Origin of the sequence: Salipiger bermudensis, assembly GCF_020171625.1 — a bacterium.
Classification (GTDB): domain Bacteria; phylum Pseudomonadota; class Alphaproteobacteria; order Rhodobacterales; family Rhodobacteraceae; genus Salipiger; species Salipiger bermudensis_B.
Genome location: NZ_JAIUZY010000001.1, coordinates 616212 through 628465, shown reverse-complemented (window position 1 = coordinate 628465; position 12254 = coordinate 616212). Strand labels below are relative to the sequence as shown.

The 12254-nt window shown below is 68.5% G+C and carries 10 protein-coding genes and 1 pseudogene; 4 read left to right on the top strand and 7 right to left on the bottom strand.

Translation table 11 applies throughout. From position 1 onward, the window contains the following. Positions 1-477 precede the first annotated feature (477 nt). From LCM15_RS02940 to recG, 3 genes and pseudogenes are all read left to right on the top strand, one after another. A pseudogene (locus LCM15_RS02940) lies at positions 478-672 on the top strand (helix-turn-helix domain-containing protein); the annotation flags it as partial. A gap of 71 nt (positions 673-743) precedes the next feature. Then, complete coding sequence (gene ligA / locus LCM15_RS02935; RefSeq protein WP_224852824.1) at positions 744-3017, top strand: NAD-dependent DNA ligase LigA; 2274 nt, start codon at positions 744-746, stop codon at positions 3015-3017. Between the two features lie 4 nt (positions 3018-3021). Continuing rightward, positions 3022-5112: an ATP-dependent DNA helicase RecG gene (recG, locus tag LCM15_RS02930; RefSeq protein ID WP_224852822.1), complete on the top strand. Its 2091-nt coding sequence runs from the start codon at positions 3022-3024 to the stop codon at positions 5110-5112. Between the two features lie 543 nt (positions 5113-5655). Here the strand turns inward: recG and LCM15_RS02925 are convergent. Next, entirely contained in the window at positions 5656-6108 is a 453-nt protein-coding gene (locus LCM15_RS02925) for an iron-sulfur cluster assembly scaffold protein (RefSeq protein WP_224852820.1), read from the bottom strand. A 69-nt stretch (positions 6109-6177) separates the two neighbouring features. On the opposite strand from LCM15_RS02925, the gene hisI reads away from it, so the two are divergent. After that, on the top strand, positions 6178-6540 hold the full coding sequence (gene hisI, locus LCM15_RS02920) for a phosphoribosyl-AMP cyclohydrolase (protein ID WP_224852818.1): 363 nt from the start codon (positions 6178-6180) through the stop codon (positions 6538-6540). A 127-nt stretch (positions 6541-6667) separates the two neighbouring features. Here hisI and gluQRS read toward each other — a convergent pair whose 3' ends face one another. The 6 genes from gluQRS to purF all read right to left on the bottom strand — a co-directional run bounded on the left by gluQRS (position 6668) and on the right by purF (position 12206). After that, complete coding sequence (gluQRS, locus tag LCM15_RS02915; protein ID WP_224852816.1) at positions 6668-7525, bottom strand: tRNA glutamyl-Q(34) synthetase GluQRS; 858 nt, start codon at positions 7523-7525, stop codon at positions 6668-6670. Between the two features lie 124 nt (positions 7526-7649). Continuing rightward, positions 7650-7871 (bottom strand): hypothetical protein, encoded by a 222-nt coding sequence (locus tag LCM15_RS02910; RefSeq protein ID WP_224852814.1) that lies wholly within the window; start codon positions 7869-7871, stop codon positions 7650-7652. Next, on the bottom strand, positions 7868-9220 hold the full coding sequence (trmFO, locus tag LCM15_RS02905) for a methylenetetrahydrofolate--tRNA-(uracil(54)-C(5))-methyltransferase (FADH(2)-oxidizing) TrmFO (RefSeq protein WP_224852812.1): 1353 nt from the start codon (positions 9218-9220) through the stop codon (positions 7868-7870). Before trmFO ends, LCM15_RS02910 begins: the two co-directional genes overlap by 4 nt. Positions 9221-9629: 409 nt before the next feature. Continuing rightward, entirely contained in the window at positions 9630-10277 is a 648-nt protein-coding gene (locus LCM15_RS02900; RefSeq protein WP_224852810.1) for an SDR family NAD(P)-dependent oxidoreductase, read from the bottom strand. A gap of 32 nt (positions 10278-10309) precedes the next feature. Next, the gene (locus LCM15_RS02895) at positions 10310-10573 is read right to left on the bottom strand and encodes an amidophosphoribosyltransferase (protein WP_224852808.1); all 264 of its coding nucleotides are present in this window, start codon (positions 10571-10573) and stop codon (positions 10310-10312) included. A 166-nt stretch (positions 10574-10739) separates the two neighbouring features. After that, positions 10740-12206: an amidophosphoribosyltransferase gene (purF, locus tag LCM15_RS02890; RefSeq protein ID WP_224853063.1), complete on the bottom strand. Its 1467-nt coding sequence runs from the start codon at positions 12204-12206 to the stop codon at positions 10740-10742. Positions 12207-12254 lie beyond the last annotated feature (48 nt).

Genomic DNA, 12254 nt, shown 5'->3' with positions numbered 1-12254 from the left:
CGTGAATGCGAAGGAGATGCCGTCGCGGCCTTTGCCAGCTTAATCGACGCGGCGACGGCGCTGGCGCTCTCTGCCGGCATCGAGCCTGCAACAGCGCAAAAGCGGCTGGCGCAGAATTTCCGTCTTGTGATGCAGTCACGATAGTAGCGCCATGCGCCGCGGCCATTATGCCCTCCTGACCTGCGCCTGTGGGCGCGACAGCACCGTCTTGATGGCAGACCTGCAGCGTTCTGATCGGGACGGAACCGGCTGGGTCATGACCGAAGTGGCGCTTGCCCGGCTCCGGTGTTCCAGGTGCGGGCGGGTAGGGCGCCCGGAAGAAGTGCGGTTCGGATGGTCGGCTGGAACCCCGGATAGGGGCTGATCGGGTTTTTTTGTCGTCCCGTCGGGCGTTTCAAGATTCATGATGCGTTTTCGCTTTGTCCGTTGAAACGTTTTGCGCAGTAGCGTTGTTATAGCGTAGTTTTCTACGCTATTCTCAACCACCTCTATGGCGGCATGGACGAGCCCGAACTCAAGATCATCGATGTGTTCATCTGCAAGCTCCGCAAGAAGCTGAGCGAGGCGACGGGCGACGAGACCTACATCGAAACGGTCTGGGGCCGGGGGTACGTGCTGCGCGATCCCGAGCCGCGATCGGACGAGCCGTCCGCAATGGCCGCCTCAGCCTGAGCTGTCGGCTGGACGCCGCCGGCTCCGCGCCCTAAACCTTCCGCCAGACGGCTGAATGACGGGGGCCCGAAATGGCAGAGCAGGCGACAGGCGAGACCGCGAGCGAGATTGAAGTCGAGGCCCTGAGCGAAGACCAGGCGCGGGCCGAGCTCGAGCGGCTGGCCGGGCTTCTGGCGCAGGCAAACCTCGCCTACCACACCGAGGACGCGCCCGAGATCAGCGATGCCGCGTATGATGCGCTGAAGCGTCGGAACCTCGAGATCGAAGAGCGATTCCCCGGCCTCAAGCGCGAGGACAGCCCAAGCGAGCAGGTTGGCGCCGCGCTGGCCGAGGGGTTCGGCAAGATCCGTCATGCGCAGCGCATGATGTCGCTGTCAAACGCCTTCGACGACGATGAGGTGCGCGATTTCGACCGGGGGATTCGCCGCTATCTGGGCCTCGGGGAGGACGCGCCGCTGCCCTTCACTGCCGAGCCCAAGATCGACGGGCTGTCCCTGTCGCTGCGCTACGAGAACGGCACCCTCATCCAGGCCGCGACGCGCGGCGACGGGACCACCGGCGAGAACGTCACCGCCAACGCCCGCACCATCGATAATATCCCGCAGCAGCTCGCGGGTGCGCCCGAGCTGCTCGAGGTACGCGGCGAGGTCTACATGAGTCACGCCGATTTCGAGGCGCTGAACGCGCGTCAGGAGGCGCGGGGCGGCAAAGCCTTCGCCAACCCGCGCAACGCCGCTGCCGGCTCGCTGCGCCAGCTCGATCCCGAGGTCACCCGCGCGCGCCCCCTGAAATTCTTCGCCTATGCCTGGGGCGAGCTCTCGGCGCCGCTGGCCGAGACCCAGATGGGCGCCATCGAGCGACTGTCCAAGCTCGGCTTCGACACCAACCCGCTGACCCGGCTCTGCGATGGCCCGCAGGAGATGCTCGATCATTACGCGCGCATCGAAGAGCAGCGCGCCACGCTGGGCTATGACATCGACGGCGTGGTCTACAAGGTCAACGATCTGGCGCTGCAGGCGCGGCTCGGCTTCCGCTCGACCACGCCCCGCTGGGCCATCGCTCACAAGTTCCCCGCCGAGCTGGCATGGACTCGGCTCGAGGCCATCGACATCCAGGTCGGCCGCACCGGCGCGCTCTCGCCGGTGGCGCGGCTCACGCCGGTGACGGTGGGCGGGGTCGTGGTGTCGAACGCCACGCTGCACAACGAGGATTACATCGCCGGGCGCGACGCCAGCGGCACCCCGATCCGGGACGGCAAGGACATCCGGGTCGGCGACTGGGTGCAGGTCTACCGCGCCGGGGACGTGATCCCCAAGATCGCCGATGTCGACCTGTCGAAACGCCCGGACGGGGCCGCGCCCTACGCCTTCCCCGAAACCTGCCCGGAATGCGGCTCCGAGGCGATCCGCGAGCAAGGCGACGCCGTGCGCCGCTGCTCGGGCGGCCTGATCTGCCCGGCGCAGGCGGTTGAAAAGCTGAAGCATTTCGTGTCCCGCGCCGCCTTCGACATCGAAGGACTCGGGGCCAAGCAGGTCGAGCAGTTCTACCGCGATGGCTGGATCTCGGAGCCGGCGGAAATCTTCACGTTGAGAGAGCGTTACGGCTCGGGCTTGCAGCAGCTCAAGAACCGCGAGGGCTGGGGCGAGAAGAGCGCGAACAACCTCTTCGATGCGATTGACGAGAAACGCAAAATCGAGCTTGGACGCGTGCTGTTCTCACTCGGGATCCGCCATGTGGGCGAGGTGGTCGCGAACGATCTGGCGCGGCATTACCTGAGCTGGTCGGCGATGATCGCGGCCATCGACGCGGCGCGCCCGGCGGCCGAGCGCTATCGCCATGCCGAACAGGCCGTCGAGGCCGAGCGCATCGCCGCCAAGGCCGAGACCCGTCGCGCCCGCTTGAAGGAAATCCGCGATGCGGCCTGGGCCGAAGCGCCGGCGGTCTCGCCCGAGGCGCGCGCCGCGTGGGACGATCTGGTCGGCGTGGACGGCATCGGCCAGACCGTGGCGGTGTCGCTTGTGACTTCGCTGGGCCAGTCCACCGAACGCGCCTCGATCGACCGGCTGGTGGCGCAGCTCGACATTCAGGATGCCGAGCGGCCGGCCACCGACGGCAGCCCCGTCGCCGGTAAGACCGTGGTCTTCACCGGCAGCCTCGAGAAGATGACCCGGGCCGAGGCCAAGGCGCGCGCCGAGGCGCTCGGCGCCAAGGTCTCGGGCTCGGTGAGCAAGAAGACCGACATCGTTGTCGCGGGCCCGGGCGCGGGCTCGAAGGAGGCCAAGGCGCGCGAGCTGGGGGTCGAGCTGATGAACGAGGACGCCTGGCTGGCGCTGATCGGGGGCTGAGCCGATGAGCCAGAGGCCCGAAGCCCTCTGGGCGCTCTTCGCGGAGCTCAAGTCGCTGGACGGGGTCGGACCGAAGACCGCGCAGGCGCTCGAGGGGCTCGACATCGTGGCGCCGCGCGACCTGCTGTTTACCCTGCCGCACGGGGTGATCGACCGCCGCCCGCGCGACAGCGTGCAGGAGGCGACCCTTCCGGGGGTGGTGACGGTCGAGGTCACGGTCGGGCGCCACATGCAGCCGGCGCAGAAGGGCCGGCCCTATCGCATCCATGTCGAGGATGCGCAGACGAGCTTCCAGCTGGTGTTCTTCCACGGCCGCTCGGATTATCTCGGGCGGGTGCTGCCGGAGGGATCGCGGCGCATCGTGTCGGGGCGGGTCGAGCTGTTCGACGGCATGGCGCAGATGGTTCACCCGGATCATATCCTGCCCCCCGAGGAGGCGGCGAGCCTGCCCGCTTTCGAGCCGGTCTATCCGCTCACCGGCGGGGTGACGCAGAAGCTCATGGCGCGGGCCGGCGCGGATGCGCTCGCCAAGGCGCCGGAGCTCGACGAGTGGATCGACGGGCCGTTGAAAGCGCGGGAAGGCTGGACGGACTGGCGCGCGGCGCTGCAGGCGGCGCACGCCCCCGAGGGCGCCGACGCGCTGTCGCCCGCTGCGCCGGCGCGGGCGCGGCTGGCCTATGACGAGCTCCTGGCCCATCAGCTCACCCTCGCGCTGGCGCGGGTGCATCGCCGCAAGGGCAAGGGCCGCGCCACCCAAGGAGACGGCACGCTGCGGCGCAAGGTTCTGTCGGCGCTGCCGTTCCGGCCCACCGGCGCGCAGATGCGGGCGATGGACGAGATCGCCGGGGACATGGCGGCGGACGAGCGGATGAACCGCCTGCTGCAGGGCGATGTCGGCGCGGGCAAGACGCTGGTGGCCTTCATGGCGCTGCTGATCGCGGTCGAGGCCGGCGGGCAGGGCGTGATGATGGCCCCCACGGAGATCCTCGCACGCCAGCATCTCGAGGGGCTGCGGCCCCTCGCCGAAAGCGCCGGCGTGGTGGTCGAGATCCTCACCGGGCGCGACAAGGGCAGCGAGCGCAAGGCCAAGCTGGCGGCGCTGGCGCGCGGCGACATCCAGATCCTCGTTGGTACGCACGCGGTGTTTCAGGCCGACGTGGCGTTCCGAGACCTGCGGCTGGCGATCGTCGACGAACAGCATCGCTTCGGCGTGCGCCAGCGGCTCGAGCTGGGGCGCAAGGGGGCGGGCGCGGATGTGCTGGTGATGACCGCGACGCCGATCCCGCGCAGCCTTGCGCTGGCGCAATATGGCGACATGGATGTTTCGGTGCTCGACGAGAAGCCGCCGGGGCGCAAGCCGATCCGCACCGCGCTGGTCTCGGACGAGCGGATGCAGGAGGTGGTCGAGCATCTCGTGGAGGCGGTGGCCGAGGGGCGGCAGGCCTATTGGGTCTGTCCGCTGGTCGAGGAGAGCGAAGCGGTCGACCTGACCGCCGCCGAGGAGCGGTTCAAGCGGCTGCGCGCGGTGCTTGGCGAGGGCGTGGTGGGCCTTGTTCACGGGCAGATGCCGCCGGCGGAGAAGGATGCCGCCATGGCGCGCTTCGTCGCCGGAGACACCCAGGTCCTCGTGGCGACCACGGTGATTGAAGTCGGCGTCAACGTGCCCAACGCCACGATCATGGTGATCGAGCGCGCCGAATGGTTCGGGCTGGCGCAGCTGCACCAGCTGCGCGGCCGCGTGGGCCGCGGCGAGGGCGACAGCACCTGCCTGCTGATGTACCAGTCGCCGCTGGGCGAGGCCGGCATGAAGCGCCTCAAGACCCTGCGCGAGACCGAGGACGGCTTCCGCATCTCGGAGGTCGACCTCGAGATGCGCGGCGCGGGTGACCTGATCGGCACGGCGCAATCGGGCCTGCCACGCTTCAAGGTGGCCGATCTCGAGCATCAGTCCGGCCTGATGGCGTTGGCGCAGAGCGACGCGCGCAAGCTTCTGGCCGAGGATCCCACGCTCGACAGCCCCCGCGGGCGGGCGGCGAAGATGCTGCTGTGGCTGATGCGACAGGACGAGGCGATCCGGCTGATCTCGGTCGGGTGAGGCGCCTTCGTTCCCGTCGAACTTGTGCGACGTGCGAAGTGTCCTCGTAAAGCGTTCCTCCGTTAACTAATATTTATCAATGCCTTGGCCGATCTCTGGGGCATGTTCTCAACCCGCGTTCACAAATGTTCTCAAAAAGTTCTTTACAGACCGTTGTCTGTATGAGAACAAAGTGGCAACAAAACCGAGAACAGGGATCGACACCATGATGGACACACTTCGCAAGGTTCTTTCGCGCAGCGACAACACGCTGATCCACGACATGATCGGCGGCATGTCTCTGGTCGTCATCCTGATCGGGGCGCTGCACCTGCCCGGTTTCTGACAGTTTCTGCCTGCGGTCTTTCCGATCGGTCCGGTCCGCGCGTCATCTGTCCCCGACGCGCGGCGGCTGTCCCCGCCTGATGCTCCACTGCCTGGGAGCGATGGCCGGTCCGATCTTCGAGAAGACACGCCACTGACCGCCGCCTCCATGTCCCCCGGAGCGCGGCGGTTTTTTTATGCGTGAACGTGGGGCAAGGGAGGGCGAGCCGCCCGAAAGCGTCAGGCGCTCTGCGCCTCGGCGGCCTGGCTCGCGGCCTCGGTGGCGGCGTCGAGCGCCAGCAGGATCGATGCGTGGCGGTTCTTGTAGGCCTGCGCCGGGCGCAGCACCTCGAGCTCCTCGAACGGCGCCGGTGGGGTCGGGCCGTCGTCTTTCAGCATGGCGCGCAGGGCATCGCGCGCCGCGGCGATTTCCTCCGGGCTGCGTCCGATGATGGCGTCGCCCACCACCGCCGCCGAGGCCTGACCGAGCGCGCAGGCCTTCACGTCCTGCGCGTAATCCGACACCACGCCGTCGCGCATCGTGAGATCGACCGTCACCGTCGAGCCGCAGAGCGGCGAGCGCTTCTTGACGCTGGCATCGGGCGCCTCAAGCCGGCCGGTGCGCGGGATGTCCGCCGCGAGGGCGAGGATGCGCTGCGAATAGAGCTTGATGAGGTCGGTCTCGGCGGACATGGCTTTCCCTTTCCGGTCTTGTCTCCTAAATAGGGGCGGATTTCCCGGCTGCAAAAGGATTTTTGCCCCATGAGCTTCGATCCCGAGACTTTGGTCTACGACGCCAAGGGCCTGATCCCCTGCATCGCCCAGGAGGCCGAAACCGGCGAAGTGCTGATGATGGCGTGGATGAACGCCGACGCGGTGGCGCGCACGCTCGAGAGCGGACGGGTGACCTACTGGTCGCGCTCGCGGGCGGCGTTCTGGGTCAAGGGCGAGAGCTCGGGCCATGTGCAGGAGCTTGTGGAACTTCGCGTCGATTGCGACCGCGACTGCCTGCTGGCGCTCGTGCGCCAGACCGGACCGGCCTGCCACACCAACCGACGCTCGTGCTTCTTTACCGCGCTGCGCGACGGCGACGAGGTCGAGATCATGGCGCCGATGGCGGAGTGAGCCGGGGCGCCGTGTGCCCGCCGGTTGCGCTGGCGGGCGATGGCGGCCTGGGGGCGCTGCCCCCGTCGCGGCTGTGCCGCAACTCCCCCGAGGTATTTTTGAACCAGAGAAGACAGGGGCGTGGCGCTCAGAGGCTGACCATGTCTCGGATCTCTCGCGGGGTGCGGCCTTCGCTGCGGTAGAGCGCGATGGCGCGGGCGTCGTCGCGCTTGGCGAGGCGCTTGCCGGTCTCGTCGCGGATCAGGCGGTGATGGTGGTAGCGCGGTGTCGGCAGCTCGAGCAGGCCTTGGAGCAGCACGTGGATGCGGGTGGCTTCGAAAAGATCGCGGCCGCGGATCACCTCGGTCACGCCCTGAACTGCGTCGTCGATCACCACCGCGAGGTGGTAGGCGGCGCCCATCTCGCGCCGGGCCAGCACCACGTCTCCGATGGTGGCGACCATGTCCTGCGCCGCGGTCTCGATGCTGCCGGTCTGGCCATCGGGGCCGGCGCCGGTTTCTTCGAACTTCACGGGGCGGGCGAGCGCCGCGCAGGCGCGGGCCATGTCGAGCCGCAGCGTCGTGTCCTCTGGCCGGGGGCCGGTCGGTGGTGCGGCCGGGCGGCAGGTGCCGGGATAGACCAGCCCGTCGGGACCGCTCACCGGCGCGCCCTCCTGCGGCGCCGAGAGCGCGTCGCGGATGTCGCGCCGTGTGCAGTGGCAGGGGTAGAGCAGGCCCATGTCCCAGAGCCGGTCGAGCGCGGCCTCGTAGGCGCCAAGATGCTCGGATTCGCGCCGGCAGGGCTCTGGCCAGTCGAGGCCCAGCCAGCGCAGGTCGTCCTTGAGCTGCGCCTCCCATTCGGGGCGGGCGCGGCTCTGGTCGAGATCGTCGACGCGCAACAGGAAGGTGCCGCCGGCCGCTTTGGCCCGATCGTGATTGAGCAGCGCCGAGTAGGCGTGGCCGAGATGCAGCGGGCCGGTGGGCGAGGGGGCGAAGCGGGTGATCATGGCGCGCCACCCTAGGCGGAGACGCGTGCCAGCGTCAACGTCACTGGTGCGAGACTGGCCGGTGTGAGGGTGTGGCAGTGGGAGACCGGGCGGCATGGCGCGCCGCCCGTGGCCGTCGCGTCCCTCAGTCCTCGTCGCGCCAGGCGCGCTCGATGCGGCGGGTGCGGCGCTCTTCGCCGGACTGGTAGATCAGGATCCACGCCAGAAGGATGAACATCGGGTGGGTCAACCCGCCGGAGAAGATGATCGCCGGCACCCAGACGAAAAAGACCACGATCGACAGGATCGGCCGCCCGGTGAGCAGGATCGACAGCGGCGGCAGCAGCAGCGCGAGGACATAGTTCATGCGGGCACCTCCTGTGATGCGAGCCAACCGGTCCACTCGGCCTTGGCGCGGTCGGTATAGGCCTTGTAGCGGTCCTTGCGGCCCCGGCGCCCGCCCTTGAGCCCGTCGACCGGGCGGAACAGGCCGAAATTGACGTTCATCGGCTGGAAGGTCTTGGCCTCGGCGCCGCCGGTGATGTGATGGATGAGCGCGCCATGGGCGGTGTCCTGCGGGATCTCGGGCAGCGGGCGGCCGAGGATCTCGGCGGCGGCCATGCGGCCCGCGGCGAGCCCCATGGCGGAGGATTCCACGTAGCCCTCGACGCCGGTGATCTGGCCGGCGAAGCGGATGTTGGGCCTCGAGCGCAGCCGCATCTGATTGTCGAGCAGGGTGGGCGAATTGAGGAAGGTGTTGCGGTGGATGCCGCCGAGCCGCGCGAACTTGGCGTTCTCGAGGCCGGGGATCATCCGGAACACCTCGGTCTGGGCGCCGTACTTCATCTTGGTCTGGAAGCCGACGATATTGTAGAGCGTGCCGAGGGCGTTGTCGCGGCGCAGCTGCACCACGGCATAGGCCTTGTCCTCGGGCTTGTGGCTGTTGGTGAGGCCGATGGGCTTCATCGGGCCGTGCCGCAGCGTCTCGCGGCCGCGCTCGGCCATCACCTCGATGGGCAGGCAGCCGTCGAAATAGCCCGCGGTCTCGCCTTCGTGAAAGGCGGCCTTCTCGGCGGCGAGCAGGGCGTCGATGAAGGCCTCGTATTGCGGCTTGGTCATCGGGCAGTTGATGTAGGCCTTGCGCTCTTCCTCGGTCTCGCCCTTGTCGTAGCGCGACTGCAGCCACGCCACGTCCATGTCGATGCTGTCGAAATAGACGATGGGGGCGATGGCGTCGAAGAAGGCGAGCGCGTCGGCGCCGGTCTCGCGGGCGATGGCGTCGCCGAGCGCGGAGGAGGTCAGCGGGCCGGTGGCAAAGATCCACTGGCCGTCCTCGGGCAGCTCGGTGACCTCTTCATCGGAGACCGAGACGTTCGGGTGCGTGCGCAGCGTCTGCGTCACACCAGCCGAGAACGCGTCACGGTCGACCGCGAGCGCGCCGCCCGCCGGCAGGCGGTGGGTGTAGGCCTGCCGCATCACCAGCCCGCCGGCCTGCAGCATTTCCCAGTGCAGGAGACCAACGGCGTTCTGCTCGTGATCGTCCGAGCGGAACGAATTCGAGCAGACCATCTCGGCGAGGTCGCCGGTGCGGTGTGCAAAGGTTTCGACTTTGGGGCGCATTTCGTGGATCACCACGGGAATGCCCGCCTCTGCGGCCTGCCAGGCGGCTTCCGATCCGGCCATGCCGCCGCCGACGATGTGCAATCTCTGTGTCATGAAGGGGCAGATAGGGGATCGCGGGGCCGGTGTTAAGAGGCAAGATGCGCAACCGGCCCTCGGGGTGTGCGGGAAAGGCAGCACGGGGGCGCTTTGCCCCGTTTCAACGGAGATGCGCTTTCAAGACAGACGCCGGAGGTGCGCAATCATAGTAAAGGAGGCGCTGCCCCCTGTCGCACCAGAGGTGCGCCTCCCGGAAAGAAAGAGGGGGCTCTGCGCCCTGTCGCACCAGAGGTGCGCCTCTCAGAAAGAAAGAGGGGGCTCTGCCCCCTCTTGGCGCTGTGCGCCAATTCACCCCCGAGGTATTCTTGAACCAAAGAAGCCAGGAGCGCTGTGCCCCTGGCTTCTCTTCGTCAAAAATACTCCCGCCGGAGGCGTCGGTCGCGGGCCACGCGCGAGAACTGGCAGCTCAGGCGAGCCCGGCCTCTTCGAGCAGGCGCGCGGCTTCGGCATAGGGCGTGGCGAGCGCGTCCTTGTCTTCGCCGGGGTGGAAGCGCATCCGGGTGGTGGTGTTCATCGGCCGCGGCTCGAGGATCTGCACCCGCGGGCCGGTCTTGCTGCTCTCGGCCTGCCAGGAGCGGGCGAGCGCGATCTGCGCGGCCTTGGTGGCGCCGTAGTTGCCGTAGAAGCGCGCGCCGGCGTGCGGATCGTCGAAGAACAGCGCCTGGCCGGCCTCGCCCAGCAGCGGGGCCATGAAGGGCACGAGATAGCCCATCGGCGCCACGTTGATGCCGACTGCCTTCTGGAAGTCCTTGGGGGCCATCAGGCTCGCCGGGGCGAGGGGGGCCGCGTGGATCGCCGTGTGCACCCAGAGCGCGGCACCGCCCCAGCGGTCGTGGACCGAGCGGCAGAGCTGCGCCATGGCGTCGCGCTCGGTGATGTCCATGGGGGCCAGCGTGGCGCTGCCGCCGCGGGCCTTGATGCGGTCGTCTAGATCCTCGAGACCGCCCACGGTGCGGGCGACGGCGACGACGTGGTAGCGGGGCGCGAGCGCCTCGGCGAGGGCAAAGCCCAGGCCGCGCGAGGCGCCGGTGACGATGGCAATCTGGTCGGTCATGCCTGCCCCATTGGCCCGCGCGGCGGGCTTTGTCAACGTCCGCCGAGCTGTTCCAGCCAGTAGGCCTTGCCGCGCTGCGCCAGAGCGATGCGGCCGTCTGCGATCGCCACCACCTGACGCCCGCTCACCCGGTCGCCGAGCGCCACCGTGTCGAGCCGCCCGTTGGGCAGGCGCACCAGCGCTTCGGGGGCGTTCCGGTCGCCGAACACGCCAAGCAGCATCGGGCCGCTGCGCGGAATCTCGACCGATTTCGTGGCGCGTTCTGCGACCTGTCTCGGGGTTTGTTGCTGAGCCATTCTGGCCATCCTCCTGTCTGGTCCGCTTGGGATGGGCGGCTCAATAAAGCCGGTGGGACGGACAAGAAAGACGCCGGCCCGTCACGCCACTGTGAGGCGCGGCACGGGCGGCGGAGGATGGGCGGGAAGGGGCCGGCGCGCCGGCAAAGGCGCGCCGATGCAGCGCTTATTCCGCAGCCTTGAGCTTGAAGCCCTTCTCGAGCATGTCGGCCGGCTCGACCGGGTATTCGCCCGAGAAGCAGGCGTCGCAATATTGCGGGCAGCTGTTGTTGCGGCCCTCCGCTTCGCCCGCGGCGCGGTAGAGACCGTCGAGCGAGATGAACTTGAGCGAGTCGACGCCCAGATGCTCGCACATCTCGTCCTCGGACATGGTCGCCGCCAGCAGCTTCTCGCGCTGGGGCGTGTCGACGCCGTAGAAGCAGGGCCACGCAGTGGGCGGCGAGGCGATGCGGAAATGCACCTCGGCGGCGCCGGCATCGAGGATCATCTCCTTGATCTTGCGCGAGGTGGTGCCCCGCACCACCGAGTCGTCCACCAGCACCACGCGCTTGCCGCGGATCAGGGCGCGGTTGACGTTGAGCTTCAGGCGCACGCCCATGTTGCGGATCTGCTCGGTCGGTTCGATGAAGGTCCGGCCCATGTACTGGTTGCGGATGATCCCCATGCCGTAGGGGATGCCGCTTTCATGCGCATAGCCGATCGCCGCGGGGGTGCCGCTGTCGGGCACCGGGCAGACGAGGTCGGCGTCGATCGGCGCCTCGCGGGCGAGCTCCACGCCGATCTGGCGGCGGGTCTCGTAGACCGAGCGACCGCCGATGATCGAATCGGGGCGCGAGAAATACACATGCTCGAAGATGCAGAAGCGCGAGTTGCGGCTGCGGAAGGGATGCGTGCTCTCGACGCCCTTCTCGGTGATGACCACCATCTCGCCGGGCTCGATCTCGCGCACGTACTCGGCGCCGATGATGTCGAGCGCGCAGGTCTCCGACGACAGGCACCAGCCGTCGCCGACGCGGCCCAGCACCAGTGGGCGCACCCCGAGCGCGTCGCGCACGCCGATCAGCTTGGTGCGGGTCATGGCGACGACCGAGAAGGCGCCCTCGACGCGGCGCAGCGCGTCTTCCATGCGGGCCGGGATGTCGCGCTGCAGCGAGCGCGCCATCAGGTGAATGATGCACTCGCTGTCCGACGAGCTCTGGAAGATCGAGCCGCGCTCGATCAGCTCGCGGCGCAGCGCCTCGGCATTGGTGATGTTGCCGTTATGGGCAATCGCCGCGCCGCCCATCGAGAACTCGCCGAAGAAGGGCTGCACGTCGCGGATCTGCGCGCCCTTGGAGCCCGCTGTGGAGTAGCGCACGTGGCCGATGGCCAGCGCGCCGGGCAGGGTTTCCATCAGCGACTGCTTGGTGAAGTTGTCGCGGACATAGCCGAAGCGGCGGGCCGAGTTGAACCCGTGCTCGGGGTGGTAGGAGACGATCCCGCCGGCTTCCTGCCCGCGATGTTGCAGGGCGTGCAGGCCGAGGGCGACGAAGTTGGCGGCGTCGGTGACGCCGATCATTCCGAAGACCCCGCATTCCTCGTGCAGCTTGTCGCCGTCGACGGCATCGAAATCGAAGGGATGGGCGGGGGGCATTTGGCGCTCGGACAAGGGCAGCTCCGAATCCGGTATTGGGGAGAGTTG

Excerpts from the sequence above, each read along its gene's own strand:
- trmFO (WP_224852812.1), bottom strand. The coding sequence starts at position 9,220 with ATGACACAGAGATTGCACATCGTCGGCGGCGGCATGGCCGGATCGGAA.
- recG (WP_224852822.1), top strand. The coding sequence starts at position 3,022 with ATGAGCCAGAGGCCCGAAGCCCTCTGGGCGCTCTTCGCGGAGCTCAAG.
- hisI (WP_224852818.1), top strand. The coding sequence starts at position 6,178 with ATGAGCTTCGATCCCGAGACTTTGGTCTACGACGCCAAGGGCCTGATC.
- LCM15_RS02900 (WP_224852810.1), bottom strand. The coding sequence starts at position 10,277 with ATGACCGACCAGATTGCCATCGTCACCGGCGCCTCGCGCGGCCTGGGC.
- LCM15_RS02895 (WP_224852808.1), bottom strand. The coding sequence starts at position 10,573 with ATGGCTCAGCAACAAACCCCGAGACAGGTCGCAGAACGCGCCACGAAA.
- ligA (WP_224852824.1), top strand. The coding sequence starts at position 744 with ATGGCAGAGCAGGCGACAGGCGAGACCGCGAGCGAGATTGAAGTCGAG.
- LCM15_RS02925 (WP_224852820.1), bottom strand. The coding sequence starts at position 6,108 with ATGTCCGCCGAGACCGACCTCATCAAGCTCTATTCGCAGCGCATCCTC.
- gluQRS (WP_224852816.1), bottom strand. The coding sequence starts at position 7,525 with ATGATCACCCGCTTCGCCCCCTCGCCCACCGGCCCGCTGCATCTCGGC.
- LCM15_RS02910 (WP_224852814.1), bottom strand. The coding sequence starts at position 7,871 with ATGAACTATGTCCTCGCGCTGCTGCTGCCGCCGCTGTCGATCCTGCTC.
- purF (WP_224853063.1), bottom strand. The coding sequence starts at position 12,206 with ATGCCCCCCGCCCATCCCTTCGATTTCGATGCCGTCGACGGCGACAAG.